This is a genomic window from Nostoc sp. LEGE 12447 (genome assembly GCF_015206985.1).
Lineage (GTDB): Bacteria > Cyanobacteriota > Cyanobacteriia > Cyanobacteriales > Nostocaceae > Nostoc.
The window spans coordinates 26,609-47,010 of record NZ_JADEXT010000019.1 but is presented as its reverse complement, the minus strand read 5'-3'; the positions used below and the strand labels follow the sequence as shown (position 1 = coordinate 47,010).

The following is a 20,402-nucleotide window of genomic DNA, read 5'->3' as shown; positions in this document are numbered from 1 at the left end:
AAATAATTTACTCTCTCATTCCCAATGCCCCATGCCCCATGCCCAATGCCCAATATTCATACGTATAAGCATTTGTTAGTCAATAAAAAATTTTCAAACTCTGCTGCTGGTAATGGACGACTAAATAGAAAACCTTGCATAGAATTACAGTTTTGTTGGCGCAAAAAAGCAAGTTCTGCTTCCGTCTCTACACCTTCAGCGATTACATTTAGATTGAGATTGTGACCCATTTGAATTAATGCTTCAGTAATTGCTGATTTCTGTGGATCGTTAGCAACATTATGGATAAAATAACGGTCTATTTTTAATGTGTTAATTGGTAAGTTTTTCAGATAAATTAGAGAAGAATAGCCTGTACCAAAATCATCGATCGCAATTTTGATACCCAAGGATTGCAATTTGCTCATAGTAGCGATCGCACTATTTACATCTTGCATAATCATACTTTCAGTAAGTTCTAGCTCTAAGTCATCTGGTTGCAAATCATTGATAGTTATAAAATTGACTATTTTATTAATAAAATCTGGCTGATTAAATTCAATTACTGACAGATTGACAGCAACAATCAAGGAATTAATTCCGGCATCACGCCAGATTTTTATCTGTTTACATACACTTTTTAATACCCATTTACCGATTGGAACAATTAAACCTGTAGACTCTGCTAACGGGATAAATTCTGTTGGGTAAACTATCCCCAATTCTGGGCTTTGCCAGCGCAATAGACTTTCAGCAGCTACTATTTTCCCAGAAGCAATATCGACTATTGGTTGATAATAAATTTCAAATTCCTGGAATTTATGTTGTTTGATAGCTCGGTGCAAGCAAATTTCTAACAACTGCATTTTGGGAGACAAGTTGTTAATTCTAGTCTGAGTAGATAAATATCTTTTTAAAGTAGCGTGCTTTTCCAACCGATTCATGATGGCACTTAATAACTCAGCCCGACTAAAGGGCTTAGTTATATAGTCATCGGCCCCCATATCCATACCTTGACGAAAGTCAGATTTGGCAGATTTGGCAGTGAGAAAAATGAAGGGAATTGTTGCCGTTGATGGATCTTGGCGTAACGCGCTTAGAACGCCGTAACCATCAATTTCTGGCATCATCATATCACAGAGAATTAAGTCAGGAACTTCACAGATAGCCAAATGCACGCCGATCCTACCATTAGCGGCAGCAATGGTTTCAAAATCCTCAGCTTCTAGCAAATCTAAAATATTTTCACGGACTGCTTCCTCATCTTCTATTATTAAAATTTTGGGCATAAGTTACCTCAATTTATTTTTTATTATTTAATGATATAATGACAGTAAACTTTATACCAAATCACGATGTACTTGTGACAAAGATTTTATATTTGTAGATATCTATAATTTTTTTACAAATAACATTTCTAATCGAATAGAAATGGCAAGTCCAAAAGCCAGAATGTTTAACTTTTTTCCACACTTGATAACCCAACTTGATAACCCATGATAGGGAAAACATTTTTGTTCATAATTTTACTAGCAAAATCTTCCCAATTCTTGCAGATGTAAATTACTGCTGGGCTGGAGAAGAATAAATATTGCAGATGTTTAAAATTTTCAACTAGCGTCCACCATATTTCCCAATATGAACGCCTAACTAAATCTTGTGGTTGTAGTCTGCTAAAGTTGAGTTCTGTTTGGTTCGCTTTTAGCACGATGCCTTCTGTTATTAGCAATCCGATAAACTGGAAAGTGGCGTTGAATATAGTGCAAAATCGTCTTTCACCCTCACGCAATGCTACTTCTGCTACACGGGAGGTACTATTCACAGAAACTCCAATGAGGTGATTCGATTTGTCGTATCTCTCAGTACTATAGCGCGTGCTAGTGACCATTTGTACTTGGGTAATTGTCTCTTAACGAGAATTTAATATCCTACCTCAAACGAACTAAAACTGGTGTCAATACTTGTCGGATTTTGGGGAAAACGGTAAGGGGAAAGGGGAATTAAAAAACTTTTAACCTTTTACCCAAACTCAGTTCCGAGTTAAAAATGCTTAACTGAGCAGTATTGATACTGGTGTTACCTCTAGTTTTATATATCAAAAAATAGTTATCTAAAGCTGCTTATATTAAGTATTCTCCAATATTTTGGCCCTAAATAAATAGGAATATTTGGGATATAAACACAGCAAAAATTATGTTAAGAATTACAAAGTAGCTTATATCTTGGTAGTTCTGAATTGGGAAGATACAAAGAAGAAACTTGTTCAATGATTCTCCCTTGTCCCTTTTATCTCCCCCTACTCCCCTGCCTCTCAATACTTTTCGGTTAAGGGGGAAAGGGTTTAAATTTACCTTTACCCCAAACCCAGTAAGCTTTCTCCAGACCACAAGAGAGATTGTTGGGTTTATCGGAAAAGTATTGCCATGCCTCTTCACTAGGGATGCAACTGCAACCGCCGTTCGCCGTAACGCAATAGTCTTTCTATAGTTACAAGTCGATTTTCCCAAACTTTGACTTGATAGGAATTCGACTTAATTTCTTGGCTCATCAATACTCGAAATTGAGACTGGAATCGAGTTAGAGAGGCTTTTGCCACTAGTAAATTACTAGGAGAAGGGGAAGCAGCAAGCTGATTTAAAGCACTGCGTAAAACTTCTGCCTGGTTGTTAAAATCTGATATTGTCTGGGCAGGTCTTTCTGGTGGGTCATTTTGGAAAACAAATTTCCATTCTCGTTGCAGCGCAGTGTAACGGATGGCGGCAGTTTGAAAAGGTTGGCGGTGGGGAATCGGTTCACTTTTTGTAGATTGAACTCTGCCTTGGGTACTAATAAAAAGCTTTTGTAGATCGTTATTAAAATTCTCTGCGGCAAAGAGTGCGTAACCACTAACTGGCAAGTCCCTTACCAACTGGAGTTGATCGAACGTCCCGATTGTTGGTAAAGAAAGTAAGCGAATTCCTGGCACTAACAATGTAGCTCCCAATTGTTTAGAGGCGATCCAGGGTTGGGCTAGTCGTTGAAAGCGAGAAGTATCTAGAGCATAAGTCATGGGAACGATTAAATCTACATCTCCCCGTCTTGCCCAAGTTTCCCAGTTTTGTTGAATTTTCTGAATTCGCTCTTGTTCTGGCAAAGGAAATACAGCAACCGACAAAATCAAATTCGGTCGTTTTTGTCGCAACTGCTCTGATACTTTGGCAACAAAGCTATCAACTTGCTCAGTGCGAAATGCTGTCCACTTTTGCCATAGTTCTGGTTGACTGGGGGAAATATTTATCGGATCTATGCCAGTAAGTTGCTGAAACTGCGCTCTTGCAGCTTTGCCATAACCATAAATTCGACCTGCTGATGGGTCTTGAAAGGGGTAGCGAATGTAGTCTAGTTGTAGACCATCGACATCATAGTGAGTAACGATTTCCTCGTACAGCTTGAGTAAGTATTGCCGCACTTCGGGGTTGGCTGGGTCAAAGAATTGCTTAGTCTGACCAACGGGAATCATTTTGCCAAGATTATCGTAGTTTGCCCAATCGGGATGAGCCGCCAGCACTGGTCCTGGATAATTTGGATTAAGGTTGATAATCTCATTGTGCCGTTGATTGCCAGCAGCAAAAGTCCAAACCCAAGCGTGTAATTCCATGTCGCGCTCATGGGCTAATTTCACTGCATCTTTCAGTGGGTCCCACCCACGAATTAGGGGGTTTTGCTCTTTTGCAACTTGGCTGGGATAAATGGTATAGCCAGCATTAACAGTTTCAAAGAAGACAGTATTAATCCCAGTTTGGGCCAAGCGATCAAAAATCTGGGCTAGTCCCGCCTTGCTACCAGCACGAACAATCGTCCCCCTATCTAACCAAACTGCCCGAATTTCTGGTTGAGCCAACCTCCGATCAACTGGGAACTGCTGCCACAAAATTGTCTTTGCTGCCAGCCACTGCTGACGAGCTAGAGCATAGTTTTTTTGGGCAATCAATTGGGGTAAATTTTTGGAAATTACCCTTGCTTGTGCCAAGGCTTGGCCTTTGCTTGTGGCTGTGGCTAGCCCCCCCAATTTAGTTGAGGCTAATTGTATTGGCTGCTCCTTGACAGATTGGGAGTTGTAGGTTTCCAAATGCCTGGAGGTCTGTTTTCCCTCAGATATGCCAACGCCTTCTTTAACCGCATCGGCTGACACCGCTAAATGAGCGCTTTCCACCCGGCCAATGAGATTTTCTAGCTCTTGCTGGAGAGCGATCGCTTGATTGTTGTCAATCGGCTCATTGGAGTTGGGTGCAACATCTAGACGCACCGCCTGTTCCAGCTGGTCAATGGCCTCTTGCGAACTTGGTGGTTTAACTATAGGAAGCGCTCTCGGTATAGGAGCAGTAGCAGTTTTAGGAGGAAGAGATGAGGGAGATGAACTACTCCTCTGTCCCTCTGCCCCTCTGCTCCCCTGCTCCCCTGCCCCCTGCCCCCTTGGTGCAGCTGCTACTGTTGTAGAGCAGTTTGGGGAACCTCCTGCTATTTTTTTCATCCGATTCGATGGCGCTAGGGCTGTCAAATAATGATTGATAGAAGCTTTTAACCAGGCATTATCTAACTCGGCGGCTGAGGCTGTATCTGTTCCCCAGCGCCAGCCCAAAAAGGTGGTACGCTCAGTTGTCACTACTGCCGCTGGATTATCTTTGGAATTCCAAACAGCAGGAGATTCAGTGCCCATATCATTAGGAATCACAACACCGCCGCGGATTTTTCCAAAGAGTTCGGTTTGATTTGCCCATTCTGGGATCTTGGTTTTTGTGGGCTTGATCTGTTCTATTTCACTAAGGCTGAATCCCCAATAACCTCCCAAGAGCGATCGCAATAACTGCCGTACTCCTGGCGATGACAAACTACCTATGGGGCCGCTAGCAATCAAACGCCCTCCCTTACTCATCCATTCTTCAAGAGCGATCGCTTGGGTTGGCGTTAATGTCTCGACGTTTGGCAAAAATAATACTCGGCGATCGCCCCAATCTGCACCACTTTTGACATCTGTTAGGGGAATTACACAATATTTCACCCCGATTGTCTGCAAGCGGTCAGTTATCCCTGTCCACTGATTCGCATTTTCTTGGCTATGCACTACGCTCAATACAGGTTCTTCAGTCGCTGCCGTGACTGGCAAAATATTAAAACTATTTAAAATTAAAAAGTTAAAACTTAAAATGAAGAATCCGGCTTTCTTTATGTGAGAATTTGCCTTTTCATGAAACTCTTTCCGATTCTTCACTACTGGCTCCTCAGTGGATTATTTGTTAGGCATTACTTCTTATTTATCATCCAGCATAACAATAAATTACCTCCGAAAAACAACTGATCTTTGATAACTAAACCTGAACAAAATTGGAAATGCATGTTTTGATTAAATCTTCAACTCCTGCTAGTGGGAAAATTTTTGTATTTAGTCTGCCAGCTAATTCCTCGATACTCATATCATCTAAAAACACTAATTCCCCATTTTTTAACATGACATTGGGTAGCAAAATCCCATCACCTAAATCTTGCTCTTCTAAATTTAAAAGTAAATCATGACCAGTTAGTAATCCGGTTACACTGATAGTTTGTCCCCAATAATCACTACATAAAGCCCGCATATTGACCTCTAAACCTTCAACACAATTTAAGCGTTTCAAAATTGGTTGAAATGCTTTTTCTACGGCGTTGCCCACTACCCAGGTCAATTTTCTTTGAGGATATACTTTTGGCGGGAGTAATTCTGCTGCAACGGTGGCAAATTGCTTGATAAATAGTTGAATCGAACCAACTCCGTTATCAATTTGGGGGTATTCTTCATATTCAGACTCACTGGGTAATTCTTCACCTGCAATCAAAAACCACTCATCGGCTAACCAAACAACGCTAGAACCAAATTGTTGGCGAAATTGTCGTGAGAGCATTTGCACTTGAGAAATCACTTCTTGAGCTTTTTCTCTAGTTACAGGGATAAGTTCATCTTCTGGAGGGCGAAACCGTGTCAACCCAACTGGCACAACTGCCACTGATGCCACCGCCGGGACTTCACCAGTATGAAAAGAAGTTAAATCTTTGAGAGTTTGTTCCAGATGTTTGCCATCATTTATACCAGGACAAACAACAACTTGAGCATGAATTTGTAGTCGCCTTTTTTGAAACCACTTCAGTTGTTGCAAGATTTGTCCCGCACGCTGATTTTTTAGCAGCCTAATTCTCACATCAGCTTCTGTCGCATGAACAGAAACATACAACGGAGACAAGCGCATTTGCTCAATTCGCTGCCATTCTCTTTCTGGCAAATTGGTCAGGGTAAGATAAGAACCGTACAAAAAGCTCAGACGATAATCGTCGTCTTTTAAGTACAAACTGGTGCGTTTACCTGGTGGCTGTTGATCTATAAAGCAAAATGGACAGCGATTATTGCACTGAATTAAGCTATCAAATAGGGCAGTTTCAAATTCTAGCCCCAAGTCTTGATCGTAATCTTTTTCGATTTCCAGGGTATGAGTTTTACCAGTAGCATCTAAAACTTCTAGTTCTAAAACTTCATCCGCACACAAAAACTGATAATCAATTAAATCGCGGGGACGCGCACCATTGATTGCAATGATCGCATCCCCAGCCTCAAAGCCAATCTCTGCGGCTATTGAGTCTGGTAGAACCTTGGTAATTCGGGCAGGATTAATATTCATGGGGCATTGGGCATGGGGCATTGGGAATTGGGAATTGGGCATTAGTCATTTACTTTGGACTAATAACTAATGACCAATGACTAATGACAAATGACTCTTATTTAATTATCCTTTCCAACCTGCTGCGATCGCAGCTAAAATGGCGCTACCGAATGCTAATCTATACCAAACAAAAACCAAAGTATTCTTGGTTTGCAAGTACTTGATCAAAAATGCAATTGATAGGTAGGAAAAAATAAAGGTTGAAATAATCCCTACAATTAACAATCCCACAATGTTATCTGGCAACTCGTGGGCTTGAAATAATTTGAAGATTTTCAAACTTTTATACAGTGTAGCAATGGTAAGAGTTGGAAATCCTAATAAAAATGAGAATTTCGCTGCTGTATCGCGTTCTAATCCTAAAAATAAGGCAGTTGTCAACGTCGAGCCAGAACGAGAAACGCCGGGAATTAAAGCAAGTGTTTGTCCCAATCCAACTAAAATACCATCCCGAATTTGCAGTGAATCAAAACCTCGCTTGCGAGTACCAATTTTTTCTGCCAAAGCTAGTAAAAGCGCCATAATGATTGACATGATCGCAATAATTAATGCACTCTCTGGTAGAATGTCTTTCAAAAGAAAGCCTAAAATTAAGGCAGGCAATGTTCCGACTACAATACCAACCAGGATTTTCCACTCATCACGTTGCCAATCTTTCTCTTTGAATGCTTCGATTCCACCTTTGATAATACTAGAAATCAGAGACCAGAAATACCCCACAATTGCGATAACACTGCCAAATTGAATGGCATCAACAAAATCTTTAGAACCTAGTTCTTTCCAACCAAATACTTTGGTAAAAATCAGGAGATGTGCAGTACTGCTGATAGGTAAAAATTCTGTAATACCTTGAACAATACCCAAAATAAAAGCTTGAATAAACTCCATAGCAATTAATACCTTTTTCCTGTTCTAGACATGATTATGAACATTGTCTAGATGATGATGTTGCTTTATATACTCTCTACTGCACCTAATATCTTATAGAAAATTCGATTTTACCGATCAATAACATCATCTAAGACGCTGACCATGTTCTTACACCCACCTGAATAAGTCAACGAAATTTTGCCAGTTCATCAAACTTTAATATTTAATGGACTGATGCCGTTCACAAGAGGCAGGGGGGCAGTGGGAAGGGCAGAAAAACCACGCATAAGGGGTACTTCAATCCTCGGTATATTTGGAACAAGAAGGCTTTTGCCCACAAGCAGGACAAAGTTGACAAAGTAAAATTTTTTTTCTTGTCTCTCCCTACCCCCTTGCCCCACACTCCGGGAAATGTCTGTATAATTACAATGCCCCAGGGGGGGATTTTAAAATGTGATATCTTAAATAAGATAAAGTTTAGTAACAAATATTAAAAACTTTGATTAATAATACACTGTCCTCCTACACTGCTTCTACACCTTCTATTGATACTGAGTTGGATTTGGCTGATACTGGGCAGAATGGCATCAGGCAATTGGAATCTGCACTCTCCTTTTCTCCCTCTTTGCCCTTATCTATTTCTGCCCGACAAAATTGGTTAGTGTTTGCGGCGGCGGTGTTTTTGGTATCAGTGCCAGTATTTGTTGAAGCGCCAATAGTGCGATCGCTGCCAACTCTCAGTTTAGCGCTGACAGCATTTTGGGTGTGGCTAAGTTTTACCTTAATGTCACGTCCTGCAACTTATGTCTGGGGCGATTTGCTCTTAGGATTTAGCTGGAGTTGGTTAGCAGGAGCGATTTATTGGGGCTGGTTACGTTGGGAACCTGTATGGCATCTACCAGTAGAATCTATAGGCTTACCGTTTGCTTGTTGGTGTCTAGCGAAGAGTTGGGGCAAGGTTGGTAGCTGGTTTTATTTAGGATCTTTACTCGGTACAGTTTTAACAGACGTATATTTTTATCTAGCCGACTTGATGCCTTATTGGAGGCAAATTATGAGAGTGGATGCAGATTTAGCACCACAAATCTTACAAAATGCCCTGATGCAAGTACAAACACCTTGGGGACAAACTTGGGCCATAACTCTCGCCTTAGTGCTGTTAACAGTGGGGATTTTAGCTTTAGGTAGAAAGCAAAGACACTGGTATGCCTTTGGTGGCGCAGTTTTAAGCACAATTTTAGTAGACAGCCTATTTTTGTTAGCTGCGATCGCAGCGTGAAGAAAGCAGGATTCAAAAGATTGCAATGATCTTCTAGGCTTCTCTTAGCAAAACTTTTTCCAGTCAGTCTATGGCACATCAAGAATGATGCTGTAGATAATTAATTAGTTAAGAAATATTACATAATAATCCATCAGCCTCAAGTCTTCTTGCTAGGTTATTCGGTATTAGACATCAGACGGCTTCATGTCTACTCGGAAGCTAAAATCAGCCACCCCAAAAAGATTTCGTGTCGTTGCGAATGCTACCGAGATCATTGATAGAAGGCTATTACAGCTATAGAGACACTCCGATCGCGAGAAAAATTTTTGCTAAAACCCCAGTCAAACCCAGTAACGGTAAATATTGTGGATATTAATACGCTGTATATTAGTTTCTGATGACTGCTGTGTTAATTAAGCTATCAAGTTTTGTCTTTTGTCTTTTGTCCTTGGCGCTCTCACGTAGACGCAATAGCGGCTTCCCGCAGGGTATGACTAATGACTAACGACCAATGACCACTGTTAGCTTAAAACTTTTATTTCTGTTTGATGGAAAGAGGTAGAAAATCGTGAAAGGATTGGCGCGTTTATTAACAGTGTTTAGTTTGTTACTTAGTTGCTGGGGATGGTTGGGAACAACTCAGATAGCCCAAGCTGCTAGTTTCAACAGTTTTGCTCTTCCTCAAGTGCCAATTCTGGCAATTGAGCGACAGAATCGAGCAGATAAGAAGCTAGGAACGGAATTTGGTAAAAAAATTGATTTGAATAATACCAACGTCCGAGCTTTTCAACAGTATCCAGGGCTTTATCCCACCTTGGCTAAGAAAATCATCACAAATGCTCCCTACAAAAATGTAGAGGATATATTGGATCTTCCAGGATTGAGCGATCGCCAAAAACAAACTCTGCAAGCCAACTTAGATAAGTTTACCGTGACAGAACTAGAGCCTGCCTTCAACGAAGGAGACGATCGCTTTAACAACGGTATCTACAGATAAGTTGCAGTTGTAGCCAATAGCACCCCACTCCTGATTCAAGGGAGTGGGATTATTCTATGTAGAGATGAAGTGGGACAAGGGAGACAAGGGAAACAAGGGAGACAAGGGGGAAAGCTGACAAAGTAAAATTTTTTCCTTGTCTCCCCCTGCTCCTCTGCTCCCCTGCTCCCCTGCTCCCCCTGCCCCCTGCCCCCTCCCCCTCTCCCTCCCCCATTACCTTGCCTCAGATAGATATTCCTAGCCAATTTGATGTCTTAGTAGTCGGCGCTGGTGCTGCTGGACTATACACAGCGCTGTGTCTACCAGAGTCCTTGCGAGTCGGCTTGATTACCAAAGAAACTGTTGCTTTGTCCGCTAGTGATTGGGCACAAGGTGGTATAGCCGCAGCCGTTTCCCCGGAAGATTCTCCTACGCTGCACATTGAAGATACCATCCGGGCAGGTGCAGGTTTGTGCGATCGCACTGCTGTAGAATTTCTCGCCCAACTTGCCCCTAAATGCATTCAATCCCTAGTTGACTTGGGGGTTGCTTTTGACCGTCATGGTCAAGCCTTGGCTTTAACTTTAGAAGCTGCCCATTCTCGCAACCGTGTTCTCCACGCTGCGGACACTACAGGCAGGGAAGTTACAACCACTCTCACCGCTCAGGTATTACGTCGCCCGAATATTCAAGTCATTCAGCAAGCTTTGGCTTTGAGTTTATGGATTGAACCTGAAAGCAATCGCTGTCAGGGAATAAGCTTGTTTTATCAAGGTAAAATCACATGGATTAAAGCGGGTGCTGTGATTTTGGCAACTGGTGGCGGTGGTCAGGTATTTGCCCAAACCACTAACCCAGCTGTGAGTACTGGTGATGGGGTAGCGATCGCGTATCGGGCTGGGGCTATCCTCCGCGATTTGGAATTTGTGCAATTTCACCCCACTGCCCTGACTAAACCTGGTGCCGATCGCTTTCTGATTAGCGAAGCTGTACGCGGCGAGGGGGCACACCTTGTTGATGACGAAGGGCGGCGTTTTGCCTTTGACTACCACCCGGCAGGTGAACTCGCACCGAGAGATGTAGTTAGCAGAGCAATTTTCAGCCATTTACAACGTACTGCCGTTGATTTGGCCACTGCCCATGTGTGGTTGGATATGCGCCCCATCCCTGCCGACAAGATTCGTCATCGCTTTCCCAATATCATTAAAGTTTGCCAGCATTGGGGAGTTGATGTTTTCCATGAACCAATTCCTGTAGCGCCTGCTGCCCATTACTGGATGGGTGGAATTGTCGCGGATCTGATGAATCGCACGAATATTAAAAGTTTGTACGCGGTGGGTGAAACTGCTAGTACCGGGGTGCATGGGGCAAATCGCCTTGCCAGTAATTCCCTGCTGGAATGTATTGTCTTTGGGGCCCAGATGAGCCAAATAGAGTTGGAAAATATTGGGTTGCCGTCAGAAACACCAGTGCTGACATCACGGAAATTTAGTGTTGATGCTAGTGAGTGGCACAGCCAGCAAGTACAGCTAGAAGCACTCAGAGAGAAGTTACCACGTCTAGTATGGGAAAGTGCTGGTATTTGTCGGGAGCAATCAAAGTTGGAAACTGCGATCGCTACTGTTGAATCTTGGCAGCAAGATTTCGCTGCTTTGCCTTTAAGTCAATTCTTGCTTGCTTTACACCCAACAGAATCAGCTAGTTTTGAGTTCCCAGATGTTGAACGACAATTACGACTTTGGGCAGAAACCCGCAATTTATTAGATGTGGCTGATTTAATTCTCAAAAGTGCTGCTTTTAGAACCGAGAGCCGAGGCGGACACTATCGTTTAGACTATCCTCAACCAGACCCCAATTGGCAAGTTCATACACTTGTCCAAACAAATCATTGGTGGAAATCTTCAATATTATCTTGAACATTCTTCTGTACCCCATTCCTCATCTATGTAATTATGGGCGGAGTTAGGGACAGCCCTGTTCTAGTAATATTTTTAATAAACTACCCTTGCTATCTCCCAAAGGAACAAGACTCGCTAATCCTGTCGGCGGAAACTTCAGCCCGTTCTTTTTGGAATATTTCCAAGGAACAGATGTGGTGTCTAAGACATGAGCCGCTTTATAGCGCTGCCTTACCACAATCTAAAATCAAAAATGGCCATCAGCGAGTGCCGCTACCATGCTGACTGTCAGGGCCACCATAATTTGGTGGGATATATGTGTCTTTTAAATTTGAAGAATTGACTTTGCGGGCGATAAAAGTATTGCTGCTAGTAGTAACAACAGTATTAGCACTTGCAGTACCGAATAGGCTCGTGCAAGCTGCAAATTTCGGCAATAATATGTAAGCACTTATACAGAGTATCATAATCTTTGTGAATCGGAAGTTAGTTTTCATAGGTTGCAGTAAATTTACTAATTTTTCATTTAAAACGTATTTTTATTGACTCGCGTATATTTACTGATATTTTTGAAAAAAATATTTGAACTTTATTAAATTATTCCCAATACTTTACAAGTAATTGTGGTGTTTACTTGTACAACAACTTTATTTTGCTGGTATTAAATAGTTCCTATACTTAAGTAATATTCTTAATCAGCCATTTTTACATCAGCCTAAAGTTAGATATGTTGATGGATTGCTATAAGCATTTTGTCTAATTCACTATTTATTAATAATATCTTAATACTTTTAAGTATAAACACTATGTTCAATGAATAACGATTTCAAAAGATATAAAAAAATACTTGTTTTCTTGTATATTTATATTTTGGCTAAAGTTAAGATATGTAAAGTTAAAATAACGTAATTGTTATATTATAAGGATTTCAAAAACTATGGAACTATAAAATGCCGTTATAATTTCGTATAGTATAAGTATATTTTTATGTGTAAAAATAATCACATAAAAATTCTAGAAAAATTATTTTTCTAATTAATTCTGATGATGAATTCTTTTTTCACTTATCTTCTTAGTTTTAGTTATCAGTCCCAAAACCCTTGCTAGGTCTCTATCTTGACTAAAAAACTACCTCTAGTCATATACGAAATGCTTTTTCAAAATAGTGCCTTGCACATATTTAAAGTTAATAGTCCTAATTTAACGGTAAAATTTTTTACTATAGGGAGAAAAATATGGAGACTTAACTCTTAACTAATTAAGCAAACTCGTAGCGATTTTTACCCAGGTGCTTGGCACGATACATTGCTGCATCAGCTTGTTTGATCAAATTTTCACTATCTTGGCTGTTGTATGGGTAGACACTTATGCCAATACTGGCAGAGATTCGGATTGCATAGCCATCCAAAACAATTGGCTTGGTAATACTGCTTAAGATTTTTTCGGCGACTTTAGCAGCTATCTGGACATTAGGAATTGCCCGCAAAATTATAGTAAATTCATCGCCACCCAAACGAGAAACTGTATCACTAGCGCGTAAAGAGTTGCTGAGTCTTCCAGCGATAGTCATTAGCAAGCGATCGCCCGTCTCGTGCCCCAGAGTATCATTGACTTGCTTAAAGCCATCTAAATCAATAAATAACAGTCCCAGTAACAGGTTATTGTGTTGCGCCCAATGTAATGACTCGTAAAGTTGTTCGGCAAAAAATTTGCGATTGGATAAACCGGTGAGGGGATCGTGATACGCCAAATAACGCAAGTGATCTTCTTTGAGTTTTAATTCATTGTTAGACTGGAATAGTTCAGCAGCAGTCCGCTTCAGATGCTCCTCCATGAGCTTGCGTTGAGTAATATCTCGGATGACCCCAACTAAAAAGAAATTGCCAGCTGCGTCTTTGTGGAGCGATCGCTTAGTGGCAATTTGATGAGTCTGTCCATCTGCATTGGTAAACTCTTCTTCATGTTCCTGGGGCTTTTCAGTTCGGAACACAAGATCATCCTGTTGTCGAAACACATCAGCTTCATGTTTAGGGAAAAAGTCATAATCTGACTTCTCAATTAACAATTTATTTGGATAACCGATAAATCGACAATAGGCTTCATTTAAAACAATCCACTGGTGTTGTTCATTTTTCACAAAAATTGGATCGGGAATCGTGTTGATTACGTGATGCAAAAATTCTTTAGAACGTTTCCACTCTTCCTGGATATGGGCAATATGACTGATCATCCAAATAGCTGAACTGCCAAAGCTAAACAATGAGGGAACGAGCGGTATCCACAAACCGTATAAAAAAGCAAGGTATGTAGTCAGGGTCAATACAAAGCAAGAAACTAGGATACAAAGCAGACTTCTAGTAGCGTGTCGTATCCGCCATGTCGTCACGGCTCCCAGATAAGACCAGATAAAAATCCACAAGTATTCCATTAAGTCAGACCAGAATTTTAATAATGGTCGTCCATCAAGAGCAGCAGATATTAACTCACTAATAAAATAAGCTTGCAGTTGAATCCCAGGTACGGGCTTTGCCGTACCCATTAGACTGCTGGAGTAGGGAATAAATACAAAATCCTGAAGACTAGGTGCAGTAGAACCAATCAGTATAATCCGATCTTTGATTAAGTTTTCTTGGACTTTATCTGCCAGTACATCTTTTATCGATACCTGACGAAAATTACAAATTTCTCTAGATGAACTTTGACATTTAGGTTTGGGAAAATTAGCCAAAATTTGGTATCCTCTATCATCAGCTCCCACATAAGCACCATCATTAGCCTCAAAACGAGTAAATGCTGCCTTACCCAATTGCAAATACTTAGGGTTGTTTTTTGCTTTGGTGGGGGTAATTCCCTTTGGCTTTAAATACAATAAAGCCAACTTGAGGGCAAAACTTTCGTGTAACTGCTCATCAACGTGCCAATACAACAAACTGCGACGTACTTTACCATCAAGATCGTACAGCACGTTATTAAAGCCCACTTGATCCTGATTTAGTCCCAGTGGAGGCAAAACACTAACGTTTTTGTTTTTGTCATTTGCTAGTAATTCAATACCAATTAAGTTGGGCATTGACTTATAAGTATTACGCAGTTCTTGATTACCAGGCTCTACTGGCAAATTTCTGTAGAGGTCTAAGCCAATAGCACGGGGTTTGTGGACATTTAATTTTTGCAACAACAGTGCAATCTTCGCATCTGGAATCGGCCACGAACGTATTTCGTTCAAATAGGCTTCATCAATCACTACGATTGTAATACGCTCTTCCGGTGGTTCATTTGGACGTAAGCGAAACAATTGATCCAAAGCTGCAAACTCCAAAGATTGCAATAATCCAATGGAGTGCAACAGCACGACGCAGACTGCAACGCTGACGGCAGTAATCAATTCTCTGTGTCCTCGACTAAGCGATTGTTTTAGTCCAAAGATTAACTTTACAAAACGCTTGCCTAGCTGCTGATTCATTCCCATTACCTAGTAGGGAGAAATATTCTCTATTTCCTATAGCTATTAACTATCGGACTAACATATTTTAAGGGGAAGCTAAATAGAGTTTCTAAGAGTTTTTTCAACTCAGCAATTTTCTTCAAGACATTCTGGCATTTGTGAATGTAATAACATATATTAAGGCTGATTTTCTGACCAAACGGCAACTGGGAGTTTTGTGGCTATCAGCACAGATTAATAAAGCTGTTGAAAGGGAGTTTCAGTGAATTTAACACCCAAATGCTTGTCTGGCAAAGCTTATTCAATTCAAGTTGCACATTTGTAATTAATTAAGTATTTTACTTAGAATTCTGGTAACTTTTAACTTCTAACAGACACACCCTTAGGTTTGGTGCTGACATGCTTACATCCCAAGTAGCCCCCAAGTGCTGTAAAAAAAATTAAAGTATACATCAAATTAAAGTAAATATATTTGATTAATTTCCTTAAACTTTAAAATATTTTCGGATAAAAGCTGCAGGAAAACTGGTAATTGGCTATTGGACAAGACCTATTATCTATTACCAAAAACAAAACAGCCAACTGGAAACAGACTTTGCTCTATTCATCCAGTTGACTATACTCGGTGCTGTAGCGGTAGTGGGGTGTTTATTCTATTTTAGTGATAAAAAGCACTCCATAATTACATAAACTACACGTAGATAAACCTCAAGTAAAACAAGTGGTGTGGCAGTCTTTTAACTCAGCACTATTCATTCTTATGGGATATGAGCTACACCTTACCACTAGTAGTCTGCCAACCCAAAAATGCTGCGTGATGGCTGGGGAAAGGGGAAGGTGGGGCCCCCACGAAGTGGGGATAAGGGGCAGGGGTAAGGGGTAAGGGATTTGAAACCTTTCCCCCTTCCCCTTTACCCTTTACCCCGCCAAATTCACTTGGCGAACTACTCGCTTGATCTAGCCTTCTTGAAGGCAATTACTTGAAATACTTAAAGTTGCGAGGCCCTGTGTAACCAGAAACTTTTGCTAGTTCATTTAAGTTTTGGACTCCGCTATAACTTTGACCATTGATGATCCAAGTGGGGAAGCCTTCAATTTTTGCGGCTTTACACAGTTCTGTTTGGGCTTTGAGCCCATCGGGAGCGCACTCTACCTTAACATCTTTGTTAATTATTTCCTCGGCTTCTTTACCAAAAAGCTGCTTTTGTTCATGGCAGTGAGGACACCAGTAAGCGCTGTATTCCTTTGCGCCTACCTTTGCTAGATGGCTTGCTAAGGCTATTTCTGCCTCGCCAGAAGTGGTGGTAACTTCCCAACCGAAGGCTGGGTTGGGGTCTCCTTTGGAATTAAAGGTAATTTTAACGGGTTGTCCTGGAGTTCCAGATATAACATCTGATTTATTCACGCCAGCATAAACGCCTAAAGTGCCAATGAGCGTTACCATACCCACAATTAGGGCGGTGAAGAAGATTTGTCCAATATCCTCCCAAGTACGACCCATAATTGTTAGTACTAAAAGACTCACAGAAAACAAAGCTGAACCAATACAGTAAGGACAAATAGCTTTGATTTGAGATGTCAGCACATACATTAAGTAGCCGCTAAAGACAGACATAGCGATCGCACCCACCAGCAGCAACCACCACGTCAAATTTTCCAATTGTTTGCGGCTATTGTTTTCCCCTGAGTTGAATACCAAGGGAGCTAAAGCCAATATCACCATACTGATGTATGCTAAAAGCCCAAACAAAGCTAACGGCTGACCAAAAATTGTTGCCCAAGGACTGGAAAGCACATCATTACAACCCTTAGCACCAGCCTCTGCCACACAAGCTGCACTGCCTCCTGTTAGCTTTTCTATGGTGAGATAACCTGTGATCAAAGCACCACATCCAGCGATCGCGGCAATCAATGGCCGTGACCATTTATGAATCCAAGGAGTAGAACGACGGCGAATCATAAACTGCTATTGGTTAATGGGTATTGGGTATTGGGCATTGGGTATTGGGCATTGGGGAGGCAGTGCGGTCTTGGGGTTTCCCCAAGTGGAGCAACTGCCGTCATTGGGCATTGGGTATTGATTAATAATTAATAGTTCTTGTTCCTCTGCTTCCCATACTCTCCCTGCTCCCTGCTCCCTTGCTTTTTCCCTATGCCCCATTCCCCATTTAAGAATGTAATTTCACTTGTTCTGCTGATTTGCTTTCACCTTTGGAGTTCCAACTGCGACGCGCGGCTTCGACAAATTGACTGACGCGAATTGGGTCAATTGGTTGCTCAATACGTCCGTGACGTTTCAGAGAACTGGAAACTATTACACCATCTGCTGCCTGCATTAATGTATCAATATTTTCCCAACTCGCTCCACTACCAATAAATACTGGCGTTCCAGATGCTGCATCACAAGCTAGTTCCAAATCTTCTAAGTTAGGTGGACTACCAGTAGCCCAGCCTGACAAAATCACCCCGTCTGCTAAACCCCTTTCAATGGTGTCTTTAACGGCGACTGTGAGATTTGGAGAACTCAAAGGACGGGCGTGTTTTACCAACACATCGGCCAGAATTTTAACATCGCAGCCTAACTCCCGTCGATAGCGGAGTAGGTGATGGGCTTCTCCTTCAATTAATCCCTGATCGGTTGCCATTACTCCCGTGAGAACGTTGACGCGTATGAATTGCGCCTGTACACAGCTAGCGATCGCCATTGCACTTTTGCCGTCGTTTCGCAAAACATTTAAGCCTATAGGCAAAGTCACCAAGTTTTGTATCCGTTGCACCACAATGGTCATGGCACTCACAACCACGGGATCGACTTGGTTTTTGGTAAAGGGCGCGTCGAAAAAATTCTCCACAATCAAACCGTCAACCCCTCCACTGGCAAGGGCTGCGGCTTCTTGTTCAGCTCGGTCAATCACCGCTTTTAGGCTACCTCCCCAACGGGGTGAGGTAGGTAGTGGTAGCAGGTGAACCACGCCAATAATCGGTGAGCGAGTTTTAAATAATTGATATAAGTCCACGTCTTTAATCCGCCTCGCGGAGTCCAGAGTCTAGAATTTTTTGACTATTGATTATATGACCCTTGACTCTTGACTTTTCATTAACTAGTCAAATGTGTTTTATGATAGTCGGTTTATTGCCTCCTTCCTCAGATGGAAATTGGCGTGAAACCTCCCATAAGATATGTTAAGATAAAACCTGGCTACAAGAGGAGTTTGCCACTCACTAGACGCAAGGCAGCTTTCCGTGGTTTAGGCATCTTGCCCACGAACAGTCGTAGGACTTGCCAATCGCCAGGGTAGCATTACTGCTTTATAGGCGTAGTCGCTTTCGTCGATTTCCCTGAGGGTAGCGACTTCTCACAACAAGCCCTTTGGGCGGCTTCCCGATGGGTAGGTTAACAACGCACACGCTGTGGTAATGTAAAATACCAATAGGCGAATTGTTAAAAAAGATTACAAGTGTCAAAAGTACCCAAAGACACTTCAATTTACCCTGGGGAACAGATTGATAGGAATATCATAACATGACCTCTATTTTTATTTATTAATAGGGTTGTGAGTCCACGGACAGTTAAAAACAGTGGGAATTTGCCACTGTAGTGTTTCCATGAGGATGCTGATAGCAAAAAAGCGAAGTTAGCGCCGGAATGTTTGACAACAAGAAGAAAAAATGAAGATATTTTCAAAATATGGGTGACAAGCCAACAATTGCCATTTCTCACCTGGGCTGCGAGAAAAATCGAATTGATACAGAACACATGTTGGGAATGCTCGTAGAAGCAGGCTACGGTGTAGATACAAATGAAGAGTTAGCAGATTACGTTATTGTTAATACTTGTAGTTTTATTGAAGCAGCCCGGCAAGAATCTGTCAGAACTTTGGTAGAACTGGCAGAGGCAAATAAAAAGATCGTAATCACTGGCTGTATGGCGCAACACTTTCAAGAACAACTTTTGGAGGAGTTGCCCGAAGCAGTAGCCGTTGTCGGCACAGGCGATTATCACAAAATTGTTAATGTAATTGAGCGTGTTGAACTTGGCGAACGGGTTAAACAGGTTAGTATCGAACCAACCTATATTGCCGACGAAACTACACCGCGCTATCGCACTACAACCGAGGGCGTAGCTTACCTACGGGTTGCGGAAGGATGTGATTATCGTTGTGCATTTTGTATAATTCCTCATCTTCGAGGGAACCAGCGATCGCGTACTATTGAATCTATAGTCGCCGAAGCCGAGCAGTTAGTTAGTCAAGGGGTAAAGGAAATTATTCTAATTTCCCAAATCACCACTAATTACGGTTTGGATATTTACGGTAAGCCAAAATTAGCCGAATTACTTCGTGCCTTGGGGAAAGTAGATATACCGTGGATCAGAATGCATTACGCTTATCCCACGGGACTGACCCCAGATGTGATCGCGGCGATTCAAGAAACACCAAATGTCTTGCCTTATCTGGATTTGCCCTTGCAGCATTCTCATCCAGATATTCTCCGCGCCATGAACCGTCCTTGGCAAGGGCGGGTAAATGATGGGATTATAGATCGCATCAAAACGGCGCTACCAACAGCCGTACTGCGGACAACATTTATTGTTGGTTTCCCAGGAGAAACACAAGAGCATTTTGAGCATCTACTAGAGTTCGTTCAACGGCATGAATTCGATCATGTTGGTGTCTTCACCTTTTCCTCTGAGGAAGGAACCCCGGCTTACAAGCTACCAAATCAGTTGGCCCAAGAAGTGATGGACGATCGCCGATACCAACTGATGGAACTCCAGCAACCGATTTCTCAAAAGAAAAATCAACAGGAAGTAGGCAAAATCGTCGATGTCCTGATTGAGCAAGAAAATCCTGAAAGTGGTGAATTAATAGGTCGTTCAGGTAGATTTTCCCCAGAGGTTGATGGCCTGGTGTATGTCAAAGGCCAGGCAAAGTTAGGAACCATCGTGCCAATAGCGATTCACCACGCTGATACATACGACCTCTATGGTCAAGTAGTCAATAACTAAATTGTCCTTTGTCTTTTGTCTTTTGTCCTTTGTTAAATGACCCTTAGAGATTTACCCTTATTTTAAGGTCAACGCTGCGTTAATGGCAGTTTTCATGAGGGTTTACCTGAAGTTCGCGGACTCTTTGGCATAGTCTCTCCAAGACTTGAGGCTTCGCTACCGCCCTTGGCTTACTAATAACTAATGACTAATGACTAATGACTAATGACTAATGACTAAATGACTAAATGGCTAATCCAA

At 41.7% G+C, this 20,402-nt stretch carries 15 protein-coding genes; 4 read left to right on the top strand and 11 right to left on the bottom strand.

Translation table 11 applies throughout. The features are described from left to right. Positions 1-56: 56 nt before the first annotated feature. From IQ274_RS19570 to IQ274_RS19550, 5 genes are all read right to left on the bottom strand, one after another. A complete protein-coding gene (locus IQ274_RS19570) occupies positions 57-1,268 on the bottom strand; it encodes an EAL domain-containing response regulator (RefSeq protein WP_163929511.1) in 1,212 nt (403 codons plus the stop codon). Positions 1,269-1,435: 167 nt separating this feature from the next. After that, a complete protein-coding gene (locus IQ274_RS19565) occupies positions 1,436-1,867 on the bottom strand; it encodes a hypothetical protein (protein WP_194143174.1) in 432 nt (143 codons plus the stop codon). 546 nt (positions 1,868-2,413) lie between these two features. Then, entirely contained in the window at positions 2,414-5,227 is a 2,814-nt protein-coding gene (locus IQ274_RS19560; protein ID WP_194143173.1) for a family 10 glycosylhydrolase, read from the bottom strand. Positions 5,228-5,324: 97 nt separating this feature from the next. Next, complete coding sequence (locus IQ274_RS19555) at positions 5,325-6,704, bottom strand: TIGR03279 family radical SAM protein (RefSeq protein WP_416209842.1); 1,380 nt, start codon at positions 6,702-6,704, stop codon at positions 5,325-5,327. Between the two features lie 63 nt (positions 6,705-6,767). After that, the gene (locus tag IQ274_RS19550) at positions 6,768-7,592 is read right to left on the bottom strand and encodes an undecaprenyl-diphosphate phosphatase (protein ID WP_194143172.1); all 825 of its coding nucleotides are present in this window, start codon (positions 7,590-7,592) and stop codon (positions 6,768-6,770) included. 481 nt (positions 7,593-8,073) lie between these two features. On the opposite strand from IQ274_RS19550, the gene IQ274_RS19545 reads away from it, so the two are divergent. The 3 genes from IQ274_RS19545 (at position 8,074) to nadB (ending at position 11,727) form a co-directional block, all read left to right on the top strand. After that, positions 8,074-8,853, top strand: coding sequence for a DUF3120 domain-containing protein (locus IQ274_RS19545; RefSeq protein WP_194143171.1), 780 nt, complete (start codon positions 8,074-8,076; stop codon positions 8,851-8,853). Between the two features lie 550 nt (positions 8,854-9,403). After that, positions 9,404-9,832 carry a photosystem II complex extrinsic protein PsbU gene (gene psbU, locus IQ274_RS19540; protein WP_194143170.1) on the top strand — a complete coding sequence of 143 codons (429 nt, stop codon included), beginning with the start codon at positions 9,404-9,406 and terminating at the stop codon, positions 9,830-9,832. A 218-nt stretch (positions 9,833-10,050) separates the two neighbouring features. Next, a complete protein-coding gene (gene nadB / locus IQ274_RS19535) occupies positions 10,051-11,727 on the top strand; it encodes an L-aspartate oxidase (protein WP_194143169.1) in 1,677 nt (558 codons plus the stop codon). 46 nt (positions 11,728-11,773) lie between these two features. Here the strand turns inward: nadB and IQ274_RS19530 are convergent, their stop codons facing one another. From IQ274_RS19530 to btpA, 6 genes are all read right to left on the bottom strand, one after another. Further along, positions 11,774-11,947, bottom strand: coding sequence for a hypothetical protein (locus tag IQ274_RS19530; RefSeq protein WP_194143168.1), 174 nt, complete (start codon positions 11,945-11,947; stop codon positions 11,774-11,776). A gap of 22 nt (positions 11,948-11,969) precedes the next feature. Beyond that, complete coding sequence (locus tag IQ274_RS19525; RefSeq protein WP_163939543.1) at positions 11,970-12,176, bottom strand: hypothetical protein; 207 nt, start codon at positions 12,174-12,176, stop codon at positions 11,970-11,972. 791 nt (positions 12,177-12,967) lie between these two features. Beyond that, entirely contained in the window at positions 12,968-15,172 is a 2,205-nt protein-coding gene (locus IQ274_RS19520; protein WP_194143167.1) for a CHASE2 domain-containing protein, read from the bottom strand. 958 nt (positions 15,173-16,130) lie between these two features. Then, on the bottom strand, positions 16,131-17,114 hold the full coding sequence (locus IQ274_RS19515) for a vitamin K epoxide reductase family protein (RefSeq protein WP_163933978.1): 984 nt from the start codon (positions 17,112-17,114) through the stop codon (positions 16,131-16,133). Between the two features lie 6 nt (positions 17,115-17,120). Next, positions 17,121-17,315, bottom strand: coding sequence for a hypothetical protein (locus IQ274_RS36620; protein ID WP_163933982.1), 195 nt, complete (start codon positions 17,313-17,315; stop codon positions 17,121-17,123). Between the two features lie 7 nt (positions 17,316-17,322). After that, positions 17,323-18,171, bottom strand: a complete 849-nt coding sequence (gene btpA / locus IQ274_RS19510) for a photosystem I biogenesis protein BtpA (protein ID WP_194143166.1) — start codon at positions 18,169-18,171, stop codon at positions 17,323-17,325. Between the two features lie 671 nt (positions 18,172-18,842). Between btpA and rimO the strand changes: the two genes are divergently transcribed. Next, the gene (gene rimO / locus IQ274_RS19505) at positions 18,843-20,162 is read left to right on the top strand and encodes a 30S ribosomal protein S12 methylthiotransferase RimO (RefSeq protein WP_114082744.1); all 1,320 of its coding nucleotides are present in this window, start codon (positions 18,843-18,845) and stop codon (positions 20,160-20,162) included. Positions 20,163-20,402 lie beyond the last annotated feature (240 nt).

What these genes read in the sequence shown, in the direction of transcription:
- IQ274_RS19570 (WP_163929511.1), bottom strand. Translation starts at nt 1,268, where the DNA reads ATGCCCAAAATTTTAATAATAGAAGATGAGGAAGCAGTCCGTGAAAAT.
- IQ274_RS19565 (WP_194143174.1), bottom strand. Translation starts at nt 1,867, where the DNA reads ATGGTCACTAGCACGCGCTATAGTACTGAGAGATACGACAAATCGAAT.
- IQ274_RS19555 (WP_416209842.1), bottom strand. Translation starts at nt 6,704, where the DNA reads ATGCCCAATTCCCAATTCCCAATGCCCCATGCCCAATGCCCCATGAAT.
- IQ274_RS19550 (WP_194143172.1), bottom strand. Translation starts at nt 7,592, where the DNA reads ATGGAGTTTATTCAAGCTTTTATTTTGGGTATTGTTCAAGGTATTACA.
- IQ274_RS19525 (WP_163939543.1), bottom strand. Translation starts at nt 12,176, where the DNA reads ATGATACTCTGTATAAGTGCTTACATATTATTGCCGAAATTTGCAGCT.
- IQ274_RS19520 (WP_194143167.1), bottom strand. Translation starts at nt 15,172, where the DNA reads ATGAATCAGCAGCTAGGCAAGCGTTTTGTAAAGTTAATCTTTGGACTA.
- IQ274_RS19515 (WP_163933978.1), bottom strand. Translation starts at nt 17,114, where the DNA reads ATGATTCGCCGTCGTTCTACTCCTTGGATTCATAAATGGTCACGGCCA.
- IQ274_RS36620 (WP_163933982.1), bottom strand. Translation starts at nt 17,315, where the DNA reads ATGGGGCATAGGGAAAAAGCAAGGGAGCAGGGAGCAGGGAGAGTATGG.
- rimO (WP_114082744.1), top strand. Translation starts at nt 18,843, where the DNA reads ATGGGTGACAAGCCAACAATTGCCATTTCTCACCTGGGCTGCGAGAAA.